This window comes from Streptomyces sp. NPDC052036 (genome assembly GCF_040680495.1).
GTDB lineage: Bacteria > Actinomycetota > Actinomycetes > Streptomycetales > Streptomycetaceae > Streptomyces.
In genome coordinates this window covers 70167-92492 of record NZ_JBFAWW010000020.1, presented here as the reverse complement: position 1 = coordinate 92492, position 22326 = coordinate 70167, and the positions used below count along the sequence as shown (strand labels likewise).

Here is a 22326-nt window from a genome sequence, read left to right as displayed (position 1 = left end):
CGTCAGGCCGCGTTGGTGAGAACCGGCAGATAGCCGCCGGACTGTCCGGCCGCGGTGGGGTGGTAGGACTGGCCGATGTTCAGCCAGTCGACGCTGTGCAGCCAGGAGTCGCTGGAGCAGATCTCGTGGCCGCTGAAGGTGGTGCGCACGTCGCCGAACGTGAATCCGTGGTCTGCGGCGCGCTTGGCGATCGCGGCGTCGATGTAGTCGGCGGCGCCGTTGATCGCGGAGCGCTTGGTGTCGGACAGCCCGACGCAGGTGGTGCCGAGCTTGTAGAAGCGGGGGTAGCCCAGCACGACCACATGGGCGGACGGGGCCCTGGAGCTGATCGCCGAGTACACGGCGTCCAGTTGGCCGGGCAGGGTCGAGTCGACGTAGGCCTTCGCGGTGGCTATGCGCGAGAGGCAGGAGCTGTCGGACTGGAGCACACAGGTCGTCATGACGTCGGAGAAGCCGGCGTCGTTGCCGCCGATGGTGATGGACACGAGGCTCGTGGCGGAGCTCAGGGTGCCGAGCTGGTTGCTGAGGACATCGGTCGTCTTGGCGCCCGAGCAGGCCAGGAAGCTGAACGAGGCGGGCGCGTGGGCCGCCTGCCACAGATACGGGGCGGCATTCGTGCTGCGGTCGCAACTGCCGCTGGAACTGATGTAGCTGCCGGCGCCGACGCCGGAGGCATAGGAGTCGCCGAGGGCGACATAGCCGCCGGCCGCGGCGAGCGGTGACGCCTGCGCCGCGGCCGCCCCGGTGAGAGCGAGGCCGACGGCAAGGAGGAGTGAAGTCACATACGCCGCAATTCGGGAACGTCTCATGGAACCTCCCTTTAGCAGGATCTCTGCCTCAACCGTGGTAGCAGCTACGCGGGTTGACTGGAAGTGTCCATGCCAAAACTGTTTCGGTATTCATCCACCCCGCCCCAGGCGTTCACCCTCGCCCCGCGCACGCTTGTGGCAAGGGCATGACAGAGAAACCTCCGGAGGCCGTCGCGCCTGGAAGGGAACACATGTTTAGAGCGGGCCAAGAACCTGTGCGTCCCGCTTCCGCATCTTGACGACCCCCTCTTCGCTGCGCGACATTGAAGCCCGGCATCCGGCGCTTCGGGGGGCAAAGTCGCCAATGCAGACCTTACGCATCAAGCCACCTTCGCCAGACGAGGACGGGGGGCCGGAACAGGATCCGGGGAGGGACCTGTTCCCGCTGCTCGCGGGTGTGGCGGTCGCCGTCGCGGGCGTCGGCGCGATCCTCGCGCTGAGCGGCTCGGACTCACCGCTGCGCGGCCCGTTCACGCTGTTCTTCCTGCTCGCCGCGCCGGCAACGGCCGTCGGCGCCGTCCTGCGGGGGCTGCAACCCTGGCCCCGCACGGTGGTGTCCATGGCGGGAGCGATCGCGATCGACCTGCTGGTCGCCCAGGGCATGCTGGCGGTGCACCGATGGTCGGTCACCGGCGGGATCCTCGCGGTGGCCGCGATCAGCTCCCTCGTTCTCCTGCTGGTACAGGTACGACGGCAGCACCGCCGTACGGCGAGAAGACGGGCCTGACGACGTGGACATCAGGGTGTACCGCCCCGGCGAACTGAGCGCCGCCAACCGGGCGGCGTGGACGGCTTTGCAGTCGAAGGCCCATCTGAACGGCTCGCCCGAGCTGGCGAACCCGTTCCTGTCACCGGAGTTCGCCCTCGCGGTGGGCCGCACGAGACGCGGCGTACGCATCGCGGTGGCGTACGAGGACGGCGAACCGGCCGCGTTCTTCCCGTTCCAGAGAACCACCGCAGGCGTCGGACGGGCCGTCGGCCTCGGCGTCTCGGACTGCCAGGGCCTGGTGCACCGGCCCGGCTTCGCCTGGGACGCACACGAGCTGCTGCGGGCGTGCGGGCTCGCCGTCTGGGAGTTCGACCACCTGGTGGAGGGCCAGCAGCCGTTCGAGGCGGAGGCCAGCGGCACCTTTCCGTCCCCGGTCATGGACATCGACCAGGGGTACGAGGCCTATCTGCGCCGACTGCGCGAGCAGTCGCCGAAGTTCACCCGCACGACGCTCGCCAAGGACCGCAAGCTGGGACGGGACGCCGGCCAGGTGCGCTACGTCCACGACGAGCGCGACCCGGCGGCCCTGCGGACGCTGATGGGCTGGAAGTCCGCGCAGTACCGCAGGACCGGGCGCAGCGACCGCTTCGCGCACCCCTGGATCAACCAGCTGGTGCATCAGCTCTTCCACACCCGCTCCGAGCCGTTCGCCGGGATCCTTTCGGTGCTCTACGTGGCCGACCGGCCAATCGCGGCGCACTTCGGACTGCGCACCGAGCGGGTGCTGGCCTGCTGGTTCCCGGCGTACGACCCGGAGTTCGCGAAGTACTCGCCCGGGCTGATCCTGCATCTGCGGATGGCCGAGGCCGCCGCGGCCGACGGCATCGCCTATCTGGATCTCGGGCGGGGCCAGAAGGAATACAAGGACTCCCTGAAGACACGGGAACTCTTCGTGTCCGAAGGGTGGGTGACGCGTCGTCACCCCGTCGCACTCGGACACAGGGCGCGCCGCGCCCCGGTCCGGGCACTGCGCAATGCGGTGCTGTCGCGGCCGGAGCTTTTCGAGCCGGCCGACCGGATCCTGAAGCGGATGGGGAAAATCCGTTCTAAGGGTTGAATGACGACCATATCGGCGAAAACGAGGGACACGACCCAGGTCTTGCCATAAAGTCGCAATCGTCAATACCGTCATACATCAACCCGCATCGGTCCATCATCAAGCGGTCCAGGGGAGGGCTCAGGTACCGCGATGGTTCCGGCGCGGGGCGCGGTAGGGGGGTGCCGTGCTCGGCGACCACAGTCGTACGAGCCGTGCCGCGCGACCGGCTGCCGTTCTTCCGGCAGACGGCCAGCTTTGCCAGCTCACCCGGCATGCACGGAGATCCGTGCCGTCATGCCTCAGGTGAGAACCCCCCTTTCGAACCGGACACAAAGCAGGACCGCCCGGGGGCGGACGGTCCACCGGACGAGAGGGACCAGACTCATGAGTTCTGTACTGCGCCCGGCCATTTCGGGCCAAGATCCGTTAATGCCGGGGAAATACCGGCCCATCTCCTCTCACCTGGCCATTGCGCCGCCGGTGAGCGTGGTGATTCCCGCCATGAACGAGGCGGAGAATCTCCCCTACGTCTTCAAGACCCTTCCCGAGTGGATTCACGAAGTGGTGCTCGTGGACGGCAACTCCACCGACGACACCGTGCAGGTCGCGCGCGATCTGTGGCCGGAGGTGAAGGTCGTCGAGCAGCGGGGCAAGGGCAAGGGTGACGCGCTGATCACCGGGTTCGAGGCCTGCACCGGCGACATCATCGTGATGGTCGACGCGGACGGCTCGGCCGACGGCCAGGAGATCGTCAGCTACGTCTCCGCCCTGGTGTCCGGCGCCGACTTCGCGAAGGGCTCGCGGTTCGCGAACGGCGGCGGCACCTCGGACATGACGCCGATCCGCAAGCTGGGCAACCGGGTGCTGTGCGCCATCGTCAACGCCAAGTTCGGCGCCCGCTACACCGACCTGTGCTACGGGTACAACGCGTTCTGGCGGCATTGCCTGGACGAGATCGACCTCGACTGCACCGGCTTCGAGGTCGAGACCCTGATGAACATCCGGGTGGTCAAGGCCGGCCTGAAGGTGCAGGAGATACCGAGCCACGAGTACCTCCGCATCCACGGCGACAGCAATCTGCGCGCGGTGCGCGACGGCCTCCGGGTGCTGAAGGTGATCCTCAAGGAGCGCTCCAACCGGCGTGCGCTGCGTCGGCGCCCGCACGCGGTGGCGCTCAACTCGGGTCAGGGAGAGTTGACTTGAAAGACCCGGACATCTCCGTGGTGATCTGCGTCTACACCGAGGACCGCTGGGAGGACATCCTCGCGGCGGTCGCCTCGGTGCGGGCGCAGTCACTGCCGGCGCGCGAGACGCTGCTGGTCGTGGACCACAACGTGACCCTGCTGGACCGGCTGAGCAGGGAGTACAAGGAAGCCGCGGAGGACGGGTCGGTCCGGGTGCTCGCCAACGCGGGCCCCCGCGGCCTGTCCGCCGGCCGCAACACCGGGATCGCCGCCTCGCACGGGGAGATCATCGCCTTCCTCGACGACGACGCGGTGGCCGAGCGCGACTGGCTGAAACACTTCGCCTCGGGGTACGAGGACCCGAGGGTGATGGCCGTCGGCGGCCGTACGATGCCCGTCTGGGCGTCGGGCCGCCGCCCGGCCTGGTTCCCGGAGGAGTTCGACTGGGTGGTGGGCTGCACCTACCGGGGACTGCCGCCCGGCCGGGTCCGGGTGCGCAACGTCCTGGGCGGCAACGCCTCCTTCCGCCGTACGGCCTTCGAGGCGGCGGGCGGCTTCGCCACGGGCATCGGGCGCGACGGCGACAAGCGCCCGCTGGGCGGCGAGGAGACGGAACTGTGCATCCGCCTCACCCGGGCCCGGCCCGACGCGGTACTGCTGATCGACGACCGGGCCGTCATCCACCACCGGGTGCCCGCACCGCGCGAGCACTTCGCGTACTTCCGCACCCGCACCTACGCCGAGGGCCTCTCCAAGGCGCTCGTCGCCCGCAGCGTCGGCCCCGGCAAGGGTCTGGAGTCGGAGCGCCGCTACACCACCCGGGTGCTGCCCGCCGGGGTGGCCCGCGGACTGCGCGACGCCCTGCTGGCCCGTCCCGGCGGCGCGGGCCGCGCGGGCGCGATCGTCGCCGGGGTCTTCTCGGCGGCGGGCGGCTATGCGCTCGGGAGCGTCCGGGCGCGCCGGGGCGGCGCCGTGTTCTCGGTCGTGGAGATCCCGGACGGTACAGGGGAGGCGCCATGAGTGACCAGCCCGTGCCCATCCTCATGTACCACTCGGTCGCCACGGCGCCCAACGAGGCGACACGTGCCCTGTCGGTGGCGCCGGAGGCGTTCGCGGAGCAGATGGCCCTGCTCGCGGACCTGAAGTTCACCCCGGTGACCACGGCCCAGCTGGCGAGAGGCTGGCGGGACGGCGGTCCGCTGCCCGAGCGGCCCGTCCTCATCACCTTCGACGACGGCTACGAGGGCGTGCACCGGCACGCCCTGCCCGTGCTCGCCGGACACGGCTTCTCGGCCACCCTGTTCGTCTCGACCGGGTGGATCAGGGGCGCCCATGACACCGGCGGCGGTCTGGACACCATGCTCGACTGGGGCCAGGTCCGCGACCTCGCGGGCGCGGGGGTCGAGATCGGCGGCCACAGCCACACGCACCCGCAGCTCGACCAGCTCGCCGACGAGGCGCTCCGGTTCGAGCTGGTGCACTGCGGGGAGATCGTCGCCGACGAGCTGGGCGACCGCCCGGTCTCGTTCGCCTACCCGTACGGCTACTCCAGTCGGCGGGTGCGCCGTACGGTGCGCGAGACGGGCTACCGCCAGTCGCTCGCCGTCGGCAACGGTCTCGCGCGCCGTCACCAGGGCCCGTACGCGCTGCAACGGGTCACCGTGCGCCGCAACACGGGCGCCGAGGAGTTCGAGCGGCTCGTCCAGGGCCGTGCGATCGCCCGCAACTTCGCCAGGGACCGCGCCCTGACCAAGGGGTACGCCGTGGTCCGAAGAGCACGACAGGCTTGCCGGAAGGCCATCCGTTCCCGTGTCTGACACGACGACCACAGCCCAGAACCCCACGGCCCCGACCGCACCGCCCGAACGGTCCGGCCGCCGCCTGCGCCTGCCCGGACGCGGCGGGGGCGGCGGCAGTCAGCTGTTCCGCAACGCCTACGCGCTGATGCTCAACACCGGTATCTCGGCGGTGCTCGGCCTCGGCTACTGGCTGGTCGCGGCCCGCTACTACTCCGCTGCCGCGGTCGGTGAGGGATCGGCCGCGATCGCCGCGATGAAGCTCCTCGCCGGACTCACCGCGGTGACGCTGACCGGTGCCCTGGCCCGTTTCATCCCGATCGCGGGACGCAGCACCGCGCGTCTCATCCTCCGTACCTACGCGGGCAGTTCGATCCTCGTGGCCACCGCCGCGGGTATCTTCCTGCTGACACTGAACGCGTGGGGGCAGTCGTACCACTTCCTGCACGGGCCGGGCCGCGCGTTCGTGTTCGTCGTGGCGGTCGTCGCCTGGAACCTGCTCACCCTCCAGGACGGTGTACTGACCGGGCTGCGCAGCGCGCTGTGGGTGCCGGTGGGCAACACCGTCTTCTCCGCGGTGAAACTGGTGCTGCTCGTCGGGCTCGCGGCCGCCATCCCCGCGATGGGCGTCTTCGTCTCCTGGGTCGCCGCCATCGCCACCTCGGTACTGCCGCTCGGCTGGCTGGTGGTCCGGCGTCTGATCCCCCGGCATGTCCAGGCCACCGAGAGTCACGCCAGTCCGCCGTCGCTGAAGGAGATCGGCCGGTTCCTGGCGGGCGACTACACCGGCTCGCTGTTCTCGCTCGCCGTGGTCTATCTGGTCCCGGTGATCGTGGCCTCGCAGGTCAGCGCCGCGGACAACGCGTACTTCTACATCACCACCACCATCGGCGGCACGACCAATCTGCTCGCCATCAACATGGGTGCCTCGCTCACCGTCGAGGGCTCGCACGACCCGGCGCGGCTCGCCGCCAACACCCGGGCGGCGCTGAAGCGCATGGCCCGGATCATGCTGCCGGTCACCGGTCTGCTGTTCCTCGGCGCGCCCTTCATCCTGCATGTCTTCGGCGACGGCTACGCCCATGCGGCGACCCCGCTGCTGCGCTGGTTCGCGGTCGGGGCACTGCTGCGGGTCGTCATGGAGACGTATTTCGCGGTGCTGCGCGCGCAGAGCCGCACCCTGGGACTCGCCTGGCTCCAGGGCCTGCTGTGCGTCCTGGTGCTCGGTCTGACCGTGCTGCTGCTGCCCCGTATGGGGCTCACCGGCGCCGGCGTCGCGGAGATCTCCAGCCTCACGGTGATCGTGGCGATCGCCGCACCGAGGCTCTACCGGATCCTGCGCTCCGCGCCTGCCGACGCCGTGCCCGAGGACACGGCACCGGACGGGGACCTCGCCGACCTGGGGGCGCGCGAGGTCCCCGTCCCGAGGACCGGCCCGTCCTGGGCGACGAAGCTCGACGCCGACACGCTCGCGCTCGGCATACACGTCGACTTCGACCATGTGGAACGCAGGCCGGACGTGCGCCCCGGCCCGGGGACCCCGCCCACCGGGACTCCCGTGGTGCCCGCGGACCACGACCGGTCGGCCTGGAACCTGCGGCTGCCGCCGGACTCTCCGGCGGGCCTGCCGGTGAAGGAGCTCCCCTCGGCCGGGCGGAGCCGGGACCGGGCGGGGGAAGCCCACCCGGAGGCCTCGCCGGAGCCCGCCGGGACACCGGAGGTGGACGCGCCGTTCGGCAGTGACGAGCCCTGTCGCGCCCCGTCCGGGCCGCGGGGCACCGAAGAGAGCGCCTCCCCCGCGGGCGCGCGGGCGGCCACGAGCGATCCGGGGACCGAGGAACGGCCCCGGTCCGGCCCGCCCGCTGTCGTCCTCGGCTGTCTGCTCGTCTTCGCGCTGCTGCTGTACTGGCTACCCGCGCTGGCCATGAACGACGGCTCCCTCGAACGGATGGGCGGCCTGGGGCTGATCTCGGTCCTGCCGCTGCCGACGCTGGCCGGAGCCGCGCTGCTGGTCGTGGTCTTCGCCGGGCTGCTGTGGCGCGGCCGTGAGCACAAGGGCCTGTTGCTGGCCACGCTGCTCGCCACCGTCGTCTCCCTGCACGCGCTGCCCGCCGTGATCGAGAGCGAGCCGCGCTTCGCGACGGCCTGGCAGCACCTCGGATTCCTCGACTACATCGACCGCACCGGTTCCGCCGTACCGGACCTGGACGCGCGCTGGAGCTGGCCGGGCTTCTTCGCGGCGGCCGCGTTCGTCTCCAGGGCGTGCGGGGTCACCGACCTCACCGAGGTCATCCGCTGGTGGCCGCTGGCCGTCCAACTGCTCTATCTGGCACCGATGTTCCTGCTGGTGCGCGCGCTGCGGGCCGGCTGGCGCGCCAAGTGGACCGGCATCTGGATCTTCGTGCTCAGCGGCTGGGTCGGCCAGGACTACTTCTCCCCGCAGGGCTTCACCTTCCTGCTCTACCTGGCCTTCGTGGCGATCCTGCTGGTGTGGTTCCGCGCGCCGCGCGTGATCTGGGCCAAGGCGCGTCCCGGCGAGGCGGAGGTGGAGCCGACCACGCGTGGGCAACGGGGCGTGCTGCTCATGGTGCTGATCGGCCTGTACGCGGCGAGCGTCCCGGCCCACCAGCTCACGCCGTTCGTGATGCTGGGCGTGCTCGCGGCGCTCGTCCTGGTCGGCCGCTCGGAGCTGCGCGGGCTGCCGATCCTGTTCGCGGTGCTGGTGGCGTTCTGGGTCGGCTTCATGGCCGAGCCGTACTGGTCCGGCCATTTCAACGAACTGTTCGGCGGGGTCGGCGGCGTCGGCAGCAATGTGTCGACCTCCGTCTCCGGGCGCATCCAGGGCGGCGACTCCACCCACAAGCTCGTGCTGTACACCCGTGTCCTGCTCGCCGGCTCGGTCATGGCGTTCGCGTGCTGGGGCTGGTGGCGGCGGCGCGAGCACAAGTACCGCGACCGGTCGCTGCTCGTGCTGACCTTCGTACCGTTCCTGGGCTTCGGCATGCAGTCCTACGGCGGCGAGATGGCGCTGCGCGTCTTCATGTTCGCCGTCCCGGGCGCGGCCCTGCTGGCCGGGCTGGCCCTCTTCCCGCGCACCGGTGCCACAGCGGGGGAGCGGGACAAGGACCGGTCGAGCCTCGCCCCGCTCGCCGCCCTTCTGGCGGGTCTGCTGCTGATGGGCGGCTTCCTGGTGGCCCGCTGGGGCAACGAGTCCTTCGAGCGGATCCGTCCGGGCGAGGTCGCGGCGATGGACTACGTCTACGCCCATGACAACCCGACCGTGCGGCTGCTGTGGCTGAGCAACGACACCGTCAACAACGTGACACCCGCGATGCCGTGGGGCGCCAAGGACATGGAGAAGGTGCAGTACGTGCCGACCCTGGCGCCCGTCGATCCGGTCCTGGTGTCGGGCCTGGTCAAGTCACTCAAGGACGCGGGCCCGAACTCGTATCTCATGATCAACGAGAGCCAGGTGACCTACCTCCGGATGGACGTGGGCTACTCGGCGACCTGGGAGTCCCGGCTCATCAGGAACCTGGACGGCCGTCCGGAGCTGAAGAAGGTCCTCGTCAACGGCGACGTGACCATGTACGCGCTGCGCAACCAGCCCGCGGGCCCGGTCGCCGGGCCGCACCCGGGTCCGATCGGACCGCGGGTGACCTGGACGCCGTGGTCGGTGGTCGGGGGGCTCGCGGCCGTGGCGCTGGTCCTGATGCTGACGGCGCGTGAGGTCGTCCGGGTGGCGATGCCCCCGAGCGTGCGGCGACTGCGGCTGCTGCAGAGCAGTTTCTGGTTCTCCCTGCCCCTGCTCGCGGTGTTCCTGGCCTCGCTGGTGCAGCGCTTCCTGACCATGGGCAAGGGCTGAACACCGGGCGGGAGGTCGACGGGTCAGCGGGCGTACGAGGTGGAGCGGCTCATCGCGAGAGCCACTTCACCTCGTACGCCTTCATGTCGAACCGCTTGCCGTCGACCTGGGCGCTGATCGCGCGGTCCAGGGTGTTCACCACGAGGACGACCTTGTCGTTGGCGAGGACGCGGACATTGCGGACGTCGTCCGGGGCGACCTGCACCGTCCGGTACCGCGTGCCCGGCGGGAACTCCTTGCCGAACCGGGAGACCAGGTCGTACATGGGCAGTGCCCTGCCGCCGCCGGCGGTGTCGGTCGGCGTCCACAGACAGCCCGCGCAGTCGGTGCCCTTCTGCTCCTCCGGGTTCCAGTAGAAGCCCGAGGAGGCCCCGCCCTTGACCAGGGCGATCATCCCGGTGGCCTGGACGGCGACGCGGTGGTCCTCGGTCCAGCCGTCCCGGTCGTCGTTGCCGTCGGCGGGCTCTACGTAGTACTCGGCCCACCACAGCGGCAGATCGTGGGTCTGCTGCCGTACCCAGGCGCCGACGGCGGTGAGCTTGTCGGTCGCGGCGAACTCGTTCGGCAGCAGATCGTCGTCCTTGGTGTAGCTGGAGCCGTCCACGACGACGAAGTCGGCGCCCGCCTTGTGCTGGTTCCAGTAGCTGAAGGCGTCCAGGACGCGCTGGTCCATGGCACCCCAGGTGCCCCGCAGGGCCGTCGACGCCTCCTGCTGCCGGGGGTCGACGCTGTCCATGACGAGATACGGACCGCCCACCATGATCTTGTCGTCGACCTGTTTGAGCGCCTTGTAGACCAGGTTGTACAGCGTGGTGTAGCCCTCGTAGTCCCAGCGGCCCTCGGAGTCGTTCCAGAAGCCCTTGAACTCGTTCCAGACGATGAAGTGGCGCACGTCCGGATAGCGCTTGGCGACGGTCGCGGCGAGGGCCGCGTAGTCCTTGTAGTGGTCGGGGGTCGGCGCGGTCTCCAGGGCGGCCTGGCTCCAGTCCGTGGCGCCGGCGCCCGCCTTGCCGCCCTTCATCCAGTCCGGGGCACAGCACAGGGTGATGACCGGGGTGCCGCCGCTCCTGCGGACGAAGTCGATGCGGCGGTCCATCTCCTCGAAGTCGTAACGCCCCTTCACCGGCTCGGGATTGCCCGCGCCCCAGCCCATGACGGCCTGATCCTGCGGCAGGTCCGTCCCGGAGAGCAGCCCCTCGACACGCGCGGTCGCGGTGCCGCTGCCCTCGTCGGCGCTGTACTGGGTGTGGGTGAAGCCCCAGCCGACGTCCGGCCCCGTGTCCGCGGGCGGGGTGGCGGGCGTGCCGTGCACCTTGTCGCCGTCACGGGTGGTGCCCCTGGTGCTCACTCCGTTGCCGGGCAGCGTGCCGATCAGGGTCACCACCAGGGCGAGAGCGACCGCTCCCACGCCGAGCAGAGCGGTGAGGCGCCACCGCCGTGCCCCCGAATCCCACTCATGACGTCCCATCATGGGCCACAGTAACGGCCGCGATCGGACCGCGGACAGGTTTCGTGTTCGACGGTCAGGTAACAGGACGTACCGGATGCACCGGGAGCACGGAGCAGATCCGACACACCCGGCGCACCTCGGAAACCGGGTGCGCGGGAGGGTCCCGTGACGGATCATGGCGACATGTCCGCGAACCCGCACGATGCTCTGCCGATCCGGCTCAACGTCGATGACAGCGACTCGCCGTCCGACGTCGTCGACGCGCTGTTCCTCGGCCGCTTCGCGACGGGCGAGCAGCCGTACTCCCACGCGGCGAACATCGACCGCGTACGCTCCGGGGCCACGCTCCTGCCGCCGGACGCCCGGGTGCTGCGCATCGCCCGTGACGACGACCGCAGCGCGACCCTCGCGGAGGGCGACGGCTGGACCCTGCTGGTCTCCCGCTGGAACCGCGGTGCGGACGTCACGGTGACGGCCACCAGCGCCGAGCTGGCCGAACAGGTGCTCGGCCAGGCCACGGACGGCGCGGCGGACGAGCCGGAGCCGCAGCCGGAGAACGTGACGATGGGTTTCTGGTACGTGTCCCCGAGACGCGGCCCGCACCGGACGACCCGGCAGATCTCGGCGGGCACCTGGGAGGAGGTCCGCGCGAACTACACGGCACCGGTGGCGGACGCCATGGACCAGCTGATGAAGACGACCCCGGAGGACATCGCGGGCCGGCTGCTGCTGCTCCACGGCCCGCCGGGCACGGGCAAGACGTCCGCGCTGCGGACGCTGGCCCGCTCCTGGCGGGACTGGTGCCAGGTGGACTGTGTCCTGGACCCGGAGCGGCTCTTCAGCGACGTCGGCTATCTGATGGACATCGCGATCGGCGAGGAGGACGCGGCGGGCAAGGGCCGTTGGCGGCTGCTCCTGCTGGAGGACTGCGACGAGCTGATCCGCGGCGAGGCGCGGCACACCGCGGGGCAGGCGCTGTCCCGGCTGCTGAACCTGACGGACGGGTTGCTGGGGCAGGGCAGAAACGTCCTGGTGGGCGTGACGACCAACGAGGACCTGGAGCGTCTCCATCCGGCCGTCGTACGCCCCGGGCGCTGTCTGGCCCGTATCGAGGTCGGCCCGCTGACCCATGCGGAGGCGGTGAGCTGGCTCGGCCGGGAGGACGGCGTGGGCCGCGACGGTGCGACCCTCGCGGAGCTGTACGCGCTGCGCCGGGGGACGTCACCGACGTCGGTGCCCGATCAGCGGGCGGGGGCGGACTCGGGGCTGTACCTGTAGTCCCGCCCCGCCCCGCCGGTGGACGGCGGGAGCCGGTGCTTTGATGGACGTATGACCCTGTTCGTCGGTACGTCGGGGTGGCAGTACCGGGACTGGCGCGACGTCCTGTACCCGGCCGGCCTGCCCATGCGGCTGTGGCTGGAGGAGTACGCGACACGGTTCGCCACGGTCGAGATCAACAACGCGTTCTACCGGCTGCCGACCCGCGAGACCTTCGAGAGCTGGCGGGAGCGGGTGCCGCCGGGGTTCGTGGTCGCGGTGAAGGCGAGCCGCTATCTGACCCATATCAAGCGGCTGCGCGACCCCGAGGAACCGGTGCACCGTCTGATGGACCACGCGGCCGGTCTCGGCGACCGTCTCGGCCCGGTGCTGCTCCAGCTTCCGCCGACCCTGCGCGCCGATCCGGTCCTCCTCGACGACTGCCTCGGCTGCTTCCCGGCGGGCACCCGGGTCGCGGTCGAGCCCCGGCACGACTCCTGGTGGACGCCCCGGGTGCGCGGGGTGCTCACGGCCCGGGGCGCGGCGCTGTGCTGGGCCGATGTGCTCTCCCGCCCGGTCACCCCGCTGTGGCGGACCACCGACTGGGGCTACGTCCGCTTCCACGCGGGCCGCGCCCAGCCGTGGCCGCACTACGGCCGCCGGTCCCTGACGTCGTGGGTCCGCCGTCTCGCCGAGGCCTGGCCCGACGACCGGGACGTCCACGTCTACTTCAACAACGACCCGCACGCGGCGGCGGTCCTGGACGCGACGGTCTTCGCCCGCGTGGCGACGGCGGCGGGCCTACGGGTGACACGTACACCGCGAAGTCTTCCGGCAGCGGCGGGGGCGACCCGATAGTCCCGCACCCGGCGACGGCGTCCGGTGGCACCGGACCCGCCCCAGCGGCTGTCCGGGCCGCGGCGGTTCAGTCCTCGTAGGCCGCCCGCAGGGCGTCCCGCACCGCGGCCAGCGCCTCCTCCTCGCCCAGCCCCAGCCGTCGTACCCGCTCGGCGTACGCGGACGCGGCGGCAGCCGCCTCCCGCTCCGCGGCCGAGCCCGCGGCGGCCACGAACGTTCCGTTGCGTCCCCGTGTCTCGATCACCCCGTCGGTCTCCAGCGTCCGGTAGGCCTTGGCGACCGTGTTCGCCGCGAGGCCGAGGGACTCGGCGAGCCCCCGTACGGTCGGCAGCCGGTAGCCCACCGGCAGCACCCCCGACCGGGCCTGCTCGGAGATCTGCGCCCGTACCTGCTCGTACGGCGGTGCGCTCCCGTCAATCCTGATCTTCAAGGTCACACGCCGATTCTCCCGCACCCGCCGGAAAACAAGAGGCACCCCCGCGCCCGACCCGCGTACCGTGCGCGCTGTGACAGTGAGCGTGGACTCGGCCGGAGCCTCGGCCCAGATGGAGGTCGTCCTGGTCAAGGCGGGTCGTACAAAGATCCGTTACCCGGCCGGACTGCTGAGTGACGACGGCACTCGGATCGCCGTACGGGCCCCCTGGGCCGGCGACGGCGTCCGTGACTTCGGCTTTGTACGGTTCGAGCCCGGTGACGTCTTCACCGAGTACTACTGGCGCGACCGGTGGTACGCGGTGAAGGAGGTACGCGACGGGCGGGGCGCCCTGAAGGGCTGGTACTGCGACATCACCCGCCCGGCCGTGCGCTGCGGCGACGAACTGGTCGTCGAGGACCTCGACCTGGACCTGTGGCGCTCCGCCGACGGCACGACCGTGCTCCGCCTCGACGAGGACGAGTTCGCGGCGAGCGGCCTGGCACGGACGGACCCCGCGGCCGCCGCGGCCGCCGCGGGAGCCCTGGACGCCCTCGAACTCCTCGCGCACAACGGCGACTTCGAGGCGTTGCTGGCCTGAGAGCTGCGAACAAAACGGGAGCCGGGCGCCCATTTTGTTCGCAGCTCTGAGGCGGGACGTCCGACGGCCGGGCGGTCAGGGCACCGCCACCACCGCGTAGCGCTCGTCGTCCACCTCCTTGCCCCACAGCCGGGCGTCCTCCGACAGCCGCTCGACGCGTATGTCACCGGCGAACGGGGCGAGGAGCGCGGTCAGCCGCTCGGCGGGTATGCCGACCGGGCTGACGGTCCCCCACACCCCCTCGACCAGCACCAGCCGTCCCCCGGGCCGCAGCAGCTGCCGCCAGTGCCGCAGGGCACGGCCGGGGTCGGGCAGCGCCCAGAGCACATGGCGTACGAGGACGGCGTCGAAGAGCCGCTCACCGACCGGCGGGGACGCGGCGTCGCCGACGAGGAACAGCACGTCATGGCCCGCCAGTTTCGCCCGCGCGAGGGCGAGCATGGCCGGCGACTGGTCCACGCCCGTCACCCGGTGCCCCCGCTCGGCCGCCAGAAGCGACAGACTCCCCGTGCCGCACCCGAGGTCCAGCAGATCACCTGGCCGGGGCGGCAGCCACTCCCCCAGCCGGGCCGCCCAGGCCTCGCGCACGACGGGATCGCGCAGCCCGTGGTCCGGCTCTTCGTCGAAACCGGCGGCCGCCCGGTCCCAGTCGATGTCGGCTCCTGGGGCCGCCGATGTTTCGGGTGCCCGGTTCCTGGCCATGTTCCTGGTCACATCCCTGGTCATAAGGCCAGAGTGACAGCCGCCACTGACAGTCGAATGGTGACAGCCACCACAGACAGACCGCGATCGATGAGGAACCCTCGCCGAAACGTCTACCTCCGCCTCCACGCGGAACCCGGTGGACACAAGGAGGCAGCCATGCGCCGAGTGACCGTGCACAAGCCCCTGAAGAGGACAGACTCCCGCCGGGTGCGGGAGGAGAACGACGAGCGCCCTGCCGAGCGCCCGGAGATCCGCAGGGACATCGCCCGCCTCTGGTGGCCGGACGCCTGAACCGCGCCCGCCCGTCACCCCTGACCCGGCACGGAACGCTCAGCTCAGGCGCTTGCGATAGTGCACCCGGTCGTACGGCCCGTCGACGCGGCGCTCCCGGACCTCGTACCCGTGTCTCGGGTAGATCTCCTGGTTCTCCCACATCTTCGCGTTCGTGTAGAGCCTGACCTCGGGCAGTCCGAGCGCCCGCGCACGGGCGTCGACGAAGGCGAGCAGCCGCCGTCCGACCCCCTTTCCCCGGGCGTCGGGGTGCACGGCGATGCTGTCGAGGAAGAGATGGTCCCCGCGGGCCTCCACCACGACGAGGCCCGTCACGGGCTCTCCCGTCACGAACACCCGTCCCGCGGCCACGTTCGCCGCGTGGTCGGCCTCCATGGGCATGGGCACCACTCCGATGCGCGCGATGTAGGGGTGGTACGCGGCGTCGGTCACGGCCCGCACCGCCGGCACGTCGGCGGCCCCGGCCGGCCTGATCCCCTCACGCCTCCCGTACCCCTCGATGGCGTCCGTCATGGACACCAGGCTACCGAGGGGCGGGGCGAGCCCCCTCGACCGCTGTTCCTGATCGGCCCGTTAGCCCTGCCTTAACGCGACCATAAGGATCTCCTCCGCCCGTCTCAGGCAGGCGATTTCGCGGATTCTTGGGGCTAGTTTGCTGATCGCCCCCCACGGGTCACCCGGCCCCGGACCCATGGTTACGGGGCCTGTCCGGCGGCTCAGGTCGGACAGGCCCCGGGGACGGCCGCAGCGGCTGGGGACGGCTACGGACGTCGCGTGGTGGTGGTCGGGGGTCAGCTGAGCGCCGAGGCGCAGGTGGTGGGGGTGGCGTGCGCCGGGTCGAGGGCGTTCGCCACCTCGTGGAAGGCGATCCGGTCGGTCAGCCCGATCAGCACGTGCTCGGAGAGGTCGAGGCCGCACAGGTCCTGCAGCAGGACGTTGTGGACGCCGGATCCGCTCAGGAACTGGGAGCTGTACGGGGTGACCACCTCGTCGTACTTGGAGGCGATCACCGTGTAGTGGACGCCGGGCACGGTGTCTCCGCCCGCGTTGAGCTTGGTCAGGAACGCGGAGCCGGCGATCTGGTCGGCGAGCCCGGGCGTGGACTGGGAGAGCAGGTCCTCGGCGCCGGGGAAGTAGGGCAGCAGGTTGGTGAGCCCGTCCAGGGTGGTGCCGTGATTGTCGGGCGCGATGCCGACGAGGGCGTTCACCTTGGCGGCTCCGCCGAGGAACTTGAGGTAGTAGCGGGGCATCATGCCGCCCTGCGAGTGCCCGACGAGGTCGGCCTGGGCGGCGCCGGTCGCGGCGAGCACCTTGTCGACGAAGGTCTGGAGCTGGCCGGCGGACGAGGCGATGGACCCGAGTCCGTAGAAGAGGGGGACGCCGGGCAGCTGGCCGTAGTCGAGGGAGAAGACGCAGTAGCCGCGGTGCTCCAGATAGGGCGCGAGGGCCAGCCAGTTGTCGATGGAGTTCGCGAAGGTCCCGTGGACGAGGACGACGGGGCGGGGGTGGGCGGCGGAGGGCTTGCAGGAGTAGTCGTTCCAGCCGCTGCTCGGCGCGGCGGCTGCGTCGGCGGTAGCGGTGGCGGTGGCGGCGGGAACGACGGTGACCGCGGTGGCCAGCAGCAGCGCGGCCAGCGGTCTGAGCGCTCGTTTCCAGGGCAGCATCGGGTGGTCTCCTTGCGGCTCAAGGGAGGTGCGACGGCCTTAGCCCTGTGATCCGGATCACGGGATGCTGTTCACTCGTCAAGTTACGGACGAGTAGTGGACGTGTGAAGTTACGCGTCAGTAAAAAATTTCAGCATCGAAGGACGACTCCCGTGATTCCTGGTAATGCCTCGAACAGATGTGAGGACTCATCACCAGACGGGTTTGACGGGCCCGGAGGGCGCGATACGGAGCAATTGACTCTGGAGCAGACGAATTTCGCCCTCACCGAGCAGCTCCACCCACGGCCGCACGGCCTCCGCCGCGGCCTCTTCGGCGGCCCGGGTACAGGCCCACCCCCGCCCGGTCAGCACGATCAGCCGGGCGCGCGCGTCCTCGGGATGCGGCCGCCGTTCGGCGTAGCCCTTGCGCACGATCTCGTCGACGAGCTGACTCGCCGCCTGCTTGGTCACCCCGAGATGGACGGCGAGCTCGGTCACGGTCGCGCCACCCCGGGAGAGCCTGGCGAACGCGAACCCGTGCGCGGGCCGCAGCCCCTCGAAACCGCGCGCGACCACACCGTCATGGATGCGCTGCGTCAGCTCTCCCGCGACGGAGAGCAGGGCGGCGGAGAGGGTCAGGGCCTCGGGCTTCTGCACGAAGGCATTGAAACACCTTGACGAGATGGTCAACCAGCTTGACCATATTCCATGTAGTCAAGCAACTTGACCATCTTGAACCGAGGAGACACCCATGCCTGTCGTCCGCTCGTCCGAAGCCGTCACCCATGAGATGCACGGCGCCCGTTTCGTCTCGTACGCCTCCCCGGGGACCGGCAGCAAGGAGCTGTGCGCCTGGCGCACAGAGGTCCCCGCGGCCACCGAGGCGCCCGTCCACACCGTCACCCGGGAGGAGATCCTCCATCTGCTCGGCGGCGAGCTGCTGATCACACTCGACGGCCGCGCCGAGCGGATCACCGCGGGGGACACGGTGATCGTCAACTCCGGCACCGCCCTCGGCGTGCGGAACCCCACGGACGAGGTCGCCGTCTTCTGGGTCACCACCTCCGTCGGGCTGGAGGCCGAGCTGACCGACGGCACGCGCATCGCTCCCCCCTGGGCCGGCTGACGCTACGCGGCCAGCGTCCCCGGTATCACCGCGCGGGGGCCGAACTTGGCTCGCGCGCGGTCCGCGACCTCCTCCAGGCGGCGGACCTTCTCGTCCACGGGGTCGAAGGTCAGCTGGTGGGGCGCCTGTTCGGCGGGGCCCAGCCCCTCCGCGCGCAGGGCGATCGCGCGGACCCGGGCACGCTGCAGCCCGAGCGCCTCGTACATGCGGTACGCCTCCGCGGTGAGCGCCGCCGAGTGCGCGGTCGGCTCGGCGAGGGTGCGGCTGCGGGTCGTCGAGGAACGGTCGGCGTAGCGCACGGTGAGGGTGAGGGTGCGGGACACCCGCTCCAGGTTGCGCAGCCGGAAGCCGAGCTCCTCGGCGGCCGACAGCAGGGCGCGGCGGTGCCGGCTCGGGTCCAGCTCGTCGCGGACGAAGGGGCGTTCGGCGGCCAGGGAGGCGGAGACGGCGTTCGGTACGACCCGGCCACGGTCGACGCCGTTCGCCCTCTCGTGCAGTTCACGGCCCGCCCGGGCCCCGACCAGCCGCTGCACCGTCGACAGGGGCGCGGCGGCGACCTTGCCGACGGTGTCGAGCCCGTACTCGCACAGGGTGCGGGCGGTGACGCCGCCGACCCCGGGCAGTGCCCTGACCGGCAGTCCGTCGAGGAACTGTCGGACGGCGCCGGGCGCTTCGGGCACCACGCGGACCGCGCCGGGCGCCGCCTCCCGCAGGGCCATACGGGCGAGCATGGGTCCGGGCCCGGCCCCGATCGCGCAGTCCACCCCGTGGTGGGCGAGGGCCCGTACACGGATCAGCGCGGCCAGTTCGGCGGCGTCCCGCCCGAAGTACCGCTCGGCGCCCCGCAGATCGGCGAACGCCCCGTCGGGCGGCAGCGCCTCGACGACGGGGGTGAACTCCTCCAGGAGTCCGAGCAGCCCCGGCAGGGCCGCCTCGTACATCGGAGGCAGCTGGAAACGTACGCAGAGGATGGTCATCCCGCACTCCCCGGACTCTGGTGCCACAACTTCTTTCCACCCGCCGGGCCTTCGCCCGCGGGACGCAGATCGGCCCAGGGGTTCATCTCGTACCCCGTGGACATCCGGATGCGGCGGCCCTTCGCCGCATCGCCGCCGTCGCCGTCGCCGTCACCGTCCGGCTGCCGCGGCGCGGGCTCCGCCAGCCGCGCCGCCACCACGTCGAGGCCGCCCTCGGCACGCAGCTCGGCCAGTTCGGCGAGGTTCCAGGCGGCGGAGCCCACCACGCTGAGGCTGCGCGGTCCCCGTCGCTGCACCACTCCGCGCACCAGCAGCAGCCAGGAGTGGAAGACGGTGTGGGCGCAGGCGTCGTGGGAGTCGTCGAAGAAGGCGAGGTCGACCAGGCCCGTGCCGTCGTCGAGCGTGCTGAAGATGACCCGCTTGCCGGAGCGGATCGGCGGGGTCTGGGTGGCCGCCTTGGCACCCGCGACCAGCACCGTCTCACCGTGCCGTGCCGTGCGCAGCCGACGGGCCGACACCACGCCCAGCTCGTCGAGGAAGGCGCGGTGGTCGTCCATCAGATTGCGCGAGGCGTCCATCGAGAGCACGCCCAGCTCGGCGCTGAGCCGTTCCTCCGGGGAGAGGTCGGGCAGCCCGGCGGAGGCCGTCCTCCGCCCGCCCGCCAGGGGGAGTTGGCCGCCGCCCGCGCCCCGGGCGCCCCGGTGCAGTTCGGTCAGGTGCAGTTGCAGATCACGGCGGTTGGCACCGAACGCGTCCAGCCCGCCGACCTGGGCGAGCCGCTGGGCGACGGGACGGCTCGGCCGGGCGCGCTCCCAGAAATCGAGCAGGGAGGAGTACGGCTGCCCGGTCTCGATCCGCCGTGCCTCGGCCTCGCTGATGCCGTGCACGTCGCGGAGGGCGAGCCGGAGCCCCCACCGCCCGACGGAACCCCTCTCCTCGGTCACCAGTTCGATACGGTGGGCGGCTCCCGACCTGTTCACGTCCAGCGGCAGGATCGGCACCCCGCGCCGCCGCGCGTCCGCCAGCAGCAGCCGCTTCGGGTACATCCCGGGGTCGTGGGTGAGCAGACCCGTATAGAAGGCCGCCGGGTGATGGGCCTTCAGCCACGCCGACTGATACGTCGGTACGGCGAAGGCGACCGCGTGCGCCTTGCAGAAGCCGTACGAGCCGAACGCCTCGACGATCTCCCAGGTGCGCTGGATCGATTCCGCGTCGTATCCGTTCGCCGCCGCCTGCTGGGCGAACCAGACCCGGATCCGCCCCTGCGACTCCGCGTCGGACAGCCCGCGCCGCACCCGGTCCGCCTCGTCGCGCCCGCAGCCGGTCATGATGTCGAGGATGTGGATGACCTGCTCGTGGAAGACGACGACGCCGTACGTCTCCTTCAGCGGCTCCTCCAGGTCGAGGTGCGGATAGCGGACGGGCGCCCGTCCGTGGCGCGCCTCGATGAACGGCCGCACCATGTCGGCCGCGACCGGACCGGGCCGGAACAGCGAGATGTCGACGACCAGGTCGTGGAACGTGGCCGGCTGCAACCGCCCGACCAGGTCCCGCTGGCCCGGCGACTCGATCTGGAAGCAGCCCAGGGTCTCGGTGGAGCGGATGAGCCGGTACGTCGCCGGATCGCCCGGCGCCAGGGCGTCCAGGTCGATCCGCTCCCCCGAGGCCCGTTCCACCTCCGCGACCGCGTGCGCCATGGCGGACTGCATCCGCACCCCGAGCACATCGAGCTTGAGCAGCCCCAGTTCCTCGACGTCGTCCTTGTCGAACTGGGACATGGGGAAGCCCTCGCCGCTGGTCGGCATGACCGGCGTACGGGACAGGAGGGAGGCGTCGGAGAGCAGGACCCCGCACGGGTGCATGGCGACTCCGCGCGGCAGGGCGTCCAGGGCCTCGACCAGCTCCCACAGTCGGCCGAACCTCTCCCCCTCCTGCCGCACCTCCCCCGCCAGCCGCCTGAGCTCGGGCAGTTCCTCCAGCGCCGCGCGGGCGTCGCGGGCCCGGATGTGCGGGAAGGACTTGGCGATGCGGTCGATGTCGGCCGGATCCATGGACAGGGCCGCGCCCACGTCACGGATCGCGTGGCGGACGCGGTACGTCTCCGGCATCGCCACCGTCGCGACCCGCTCGGTGCCGAACCGGTCGATGATCGCGCGGTAGACCTCCAGCCGGCGGGCGGACTCCACGTCGATGTCGATGTCGGGCAGGGCCGTGCGGCGCTTGGACAGGAAGCGCTCCATCAGCAGTCCGTGCTCGACCGGGTCGGCGTGTGCGATGCCGAGCAGATGGTTGACGAGGGAGCCCGCGCCGGAGCCGCGCGCGGCGACCCGGACGCCCATCTTCCGAACGTCGTCCACGACCTGGGCGACGGTGAGGAAGTAGGACGCGAAGCCGTGGTGGGCGATGACGTCCAGTTCGTCGTGCATCCGCTCCCAGTAGGCGCGCCGGGTGTCGTAGCCGCGCAGCACCATGCCCGCCGCCGCCCGGGAGGCGAGCGCGCGCTGGGCCGTGCGGTGGCCGGCGCCGACGAGGTGCGGCTCGGGGAAGTGGACCGTGCCGACACCGAGGTCGTCCTCGGGGTCCACCAGGCACTCGGCGGCCGTCATCCGGGTCTGCTCCAGCAGGCGGTGGGCGGTGTCGCGGCGGTACCCGGCGGCCTCGACGACCCGCTCGGCCACCGTCAGCATGGACCGCGCATCCTTGAGCCAGGCCTCCCCGGAGTCCAGTTCCTTGGTGGGGTCGATGGGAACGAGCCGACGGGCGGCGTCCAGGACGTCGGCGACCGGGCCGAGGCCGGGGTCGGCGTACCGGACGGCGTTGCTGAGCACGGGGCGTATCCCCTGCTCGGCGGCGAAACCGACGGTGCGGGCGGCCAGACGCAGGGAGCCGGGGCCGGGGCCGCCGCGGCCGTGCCAGACGGCCGCCAGGCGCAGGGCGTCGCCGTAGACCTCCCGCCAGGGCGCGAGGAGCCTGGCCGCGCGGTCCGGACGCCCTGCGGCGAGGGCCCGGCCCACATCGGACTCGGGTCCGAGCAGCACGGTCAGCCCGTCGGCGTGGTTGTCGGCCCAGGACAGCAGCGGGGTGCCCTCGGATGAGGAGTGGGCGGCGCTGACCAGCCGGCACAGATCGGCCCAGCCGCGGGCGCCGTCCCGGGCGAGGAAGACGGCGCGGGGTGTCGACTCGTCGATGAAGGCACCCCCGCGCACGGGGGCACGGCGCCTCTCCCATGCTCTCGCCCCGGCCGGATCGGAGGGGCCCCCATGATCAGGGGAGAGCCCGGCCCGTCGTACGGGCTCGGGCGCAGTCACCGCCAGCTCCGCCCCGAACAGCGGCCGTACGCCCGCCGCCGCGCAGGCCCGGGCGAACCGGACCGTGCCCGCGAGGGTGTCCCGGTCGGTGAGCGCAAGGGCGTCCATGCCCAGCTCACCGGCGCGCTCGGCCAGCCGCTCCGGGTGCGATGCGCCGTAGCGCAGGGAGAACCCGGAGACGGTGTGCAGATGCGTGAAGCCCGGCATCCGCACCTCCCGTAGCCGTGAGCCCCA

20 protein-coding genes are annotated in these 22326 nt (G+C 71.4%); 11 read left to right on the top strand and 9 right to left on the bottom strand.

Annotation, left to right across the window (positions count from 1 at the left end):
• Positions 1–2 precede the first annotated feature (2 nt).
• Positions 3–809, bottom strand: coding sequence for an SGNH/GDSL hydrolase family protein (locus AB0L95_RS25955; protein ID WP_365165057.1), 807 nt, complete (start codon positions 807–809; stop codon positions 3–5).
• 304 nt (positions 810–1113) lie between these two features.
• Here AB0L95_RS25955 and AB0L95_RS25950 point away from each other — a divergent pair, with 304 nt between their 5' ends.
• The 6 genes from AB0L95_RS25950 to AB0L95_RS25925 all read left to right on the top strand — a co-directional run bounded on the left by AB0L95_RS25950 (position 1114) and on the right by AB0L95_RS25925 (position 9462).
• The gene (locus AB0L95_RS25950) at positions 1114–1536 is read left to right on the top strand and encodes a hypothetical protein (protein ID WP_365165054.1); all 423 of its coding nucleotides are present in this window, start codon (positions 1114–1116) and stop codon (positions 1534–1536) included.
• 4 nt (positions 1537–1540) lie between these two features.
• On the top strand, positions 1541–2635 hold the full coding sequence (locus tag AB0L95_RS25945; protein ID WP_365165052.1) for a GNAT family N-acetyltransferase: 1095 nt from the start codon (positions 1541–1543) through the stop codon (positions 2633–2635).
• A 366-nt stretch (positions 2636–3001) separates the two neighbouring features.
• Positions 3002–3820: a glycosyltransferase family 2 protein gene (locus AB0L95_RS25940; protein WP_365165049.1), complete on the top strand. Its 819-nt coding sequence runs from the start codon at positions 3002–3004 to the stop codon at positions 3818–3820.
• On the top strand, positions 3817–4821 hold the full coding sequence (locus AB0L95_RS25935) for a glycosyltransferase family 2 protein (RefSeq protein ID WP_365165047.1): 1005 nt from the start codon (positions 3817–3819) through the stop codon (positions 4819–4821). Before AB0L95_RS25940 ends, AB0L95_RS25935 begins: the two co-directional genes overlap by 4 nt.
• Positions 4818–5618, top strand: coding sequence for a polysaccharide deacetylase family protein (locus AB0L95_RS25930; protein WP_365165044.1), 801 nt, complete (start codon positions 4818–4820; stop codon positions 5616–5618). The genes AB0L95_RS25935 and AB0L95_RS25930 overlap by 4 nt, the downstream gene beginning before the upstream one ends.
• Positions 5611–9462 (top strand): lipopolysaccharide biosynthesis protein, encoded by a 3852-nt coding sequence (locus AB0L95_RS25925; protein ID WP_365165042.1) that lies wholly within the window; start codon positions 5611–5613, stop codon positions 9460–9462. The genes AB0L95_RS25930 and AB0L95_RS25925 overlap by 8 nt, the downstream gene beginning before the upstream one ends.
• Before the next feature lie 49 nt (positions 9463–9511).
• On the opposite strand, the gene AB0L95_RS25920 is transcribed toward AB0L95_RS25925, so the two are convergent.
• Positions 9512–10930 (bottom strand): xylan 1,4-beta-xylosidase, encoded by a 1419-nt coding sequence (locus tag AB0L95_RS25920; protein WP_365165188.1) that lies wholly within the window; start codon positions 10928–10930, stop codon positions 9512–9514.
• Positions 10931–11077: 147 nt separating this feature from the next.
• Here AB0L95_RS25920 and AB0L95_RS25915 point away from each other — a divergent pair, with 147 nt between their 5' ends.
• Both AB0L95_RS25915 and AB0L95_RS25910 read left to right on the top strand, forming a co-directional pair.
• Positions 11078–12190, top strand: a complete 1113-nt coding sequence (locus tag AB0L95_RS25915) for a DUF5925 domain-containing protein (protein WP_365165039.1) — start codon at positions 11078–11080, stop codon at positions 12188–12190.
• A gap of 51 nt (positions 12191–12241) precedes the next feature.
• On the top strand, positions 12242–13027 hold the full coding sequence (locus AB0L95_RS25910; protein ID WP_365165037.1) for a DUF72 domain-containing protein: 786 nt from the start codon (positions 12242–12244) through the stop codon (positions 13025–13027).
• 67 nt (positions 13028–13094) lie between these two features.
• Here AB0L95_RS25910 and AB0L95_RS25905 read toward each other — a convergent pair whose 3' ends face one another.
• Positions 13095–13463 (bottom strand): GntR family transcriptional regulator, encoded by a 369-nt coding sequence (locus tag AB0L95_RS25905; RefSeq protein WP_365165035.1) that lies wholly within the window; start codon positions 13461–13463, stop codon positions 13095–13097.
• 76 nt (positions 13464–13539) lie between these two features.
• Here AB0L95_RS25905 and AB0L95_RS25900 point away from each other — a divergent pair, with 76 nt between their 5' ends.
• The gene (locus AB0L95_RS25900; RefSeq protein WP_365165186.1) at positions 13540–14040 is read left to right on the top strand and encodes a DUF402 domain-containing protein; all 501 of its coding nucleotides are present in this window, start codon (positions 13540–13542) and stop codon (positions 14038–14040) included.
• Positions 14041–14115: 75 nt separating this feature from the next.
• Here the strand turns inward: AB0L95_RS25900 and AB0L95_RS25895 are convergent, their stop codons facing one another.
• On the bottom strand, positions 14116–14742 hold the full coding sequence (locus tag AB0L95_RS25895) for a class I SAM-dependent methyltransferase (RefSeq protein ID WP_365165184.1): 627 nt from the start codon (positions 14740–14742) through the stop codon (positions 14116–14118).
• A gap of 159 nt (positions 14743–14901) precedes the next feature.
• Between AB0L95_RS25895 and AB0L95_RS25890 the strand changes: the two genes are divergently transcribed.
• Positions 14902–15036 carry a hypothetical protein gene (locus tag AB0L95_RS25890; RefSeq protein WP_365165032.1) on the top strand — a complete coding sequence of 45 codons (135 nt, stop codon included), beginning with the start codon at positions 14902–14904 and terminating at the stop codon, positions 15034–15036.
• A 39-nt stretch (positions 15037–15075) separates the two neighbouring features.
• Here AB0L95_RS25890 and AB0L95_RS25885 read toward each other — a convergent pair whose 3' ends face one another.
• The 3 genes from AB0L95_RS25885 to AB0L95_RS25875 all read right to left on the bottom strand — a co-directional run bounded on the left by AB0L95_RS25885 (position 15076) and on the right by AB0L95_RS25875 (position 17338).
• Positions 15076–15549, bottom strand: a complete 474-nt coding sequence (locus tag AB0L95_RS25885) for a GNAT family N-acetyltransferase (protein WP_365165030.1) — start codon at positions 15547–15549, stop codon at positions 15076–15078.
• 278 nt (positions 15550–15827) lie between these two features.
• Positions 15828–16700, bottom strand: coding sequence for an alpha/beta fold hydrolase (locus AB0L95_RS25880; protein ID WP_365165027.1), 873 nt, complete (start codon positions 16698–16700; stop codon positions 15828–15830).
• 191 nt (positions 16701–16891) lie between these two features.
• Complete coding sequence (locus tag AB0L95_RS25875) at positions 16892–17338, bottom strand: MarR family winged helix-turn-helix transcriptional regulator (RefSeq protein ID WP_365165025.1); 447 nt, start codon at positions 17336–17338, stop codon at positions 16892–16894.
• Positions 17339–17432: 94 nt separating this feature from the next.
• On the opposite strand from AB0L95_RS25875, the gene AB0L95_RS25870 reads away from it, so the two are divergent.
• Positions 17433–17807 carry a cupin domain-containing protein gene (locus tag AB0L95_RS25870; RefSeq protein WP_365165023.1) on the top strand — a complete coding sequence of 125 codons (375 nt, stop codon included), beginning with the start codon at positions 17433–17435 and terminating at the stop codon, positions 17805–17807.
• 2 nt (positions 17808–17809) lie between these two features.
• Here the strand turns inward: AB0L95_RS25870 and AB0L95_RS25865 are convergent, their stop codons facing one another.
• Together AB0L95_RS25865 and dnaE are read right to left on the bottom strand one after the other, a co-directional pair.
• Positions 17810–18784, bottom strand: a complete 975-nt coding sequence (locus AB0L95_RS25865; protein WP_365165021.1) for a hypothetical protein — start codon at positions 18782–18784, stop codon at positions 17810–17812.
• Positions 18781–22299, bottom strand: a complete 3519-nt coding sequence (dnaE, locus tag AB0L95_RS25860; RefSeq protein WP_365165019.1) for a DNA polymerase III subunit alpha — start codon at positions 22297–22299, stop codon at positions 18781–18783. Before dnaE ends, AB0L95_RS25865 begins: the two co-directional genes overlap by 4 nt.
• Positions 22300–22326: the final 27 nt, after the last annotated feature.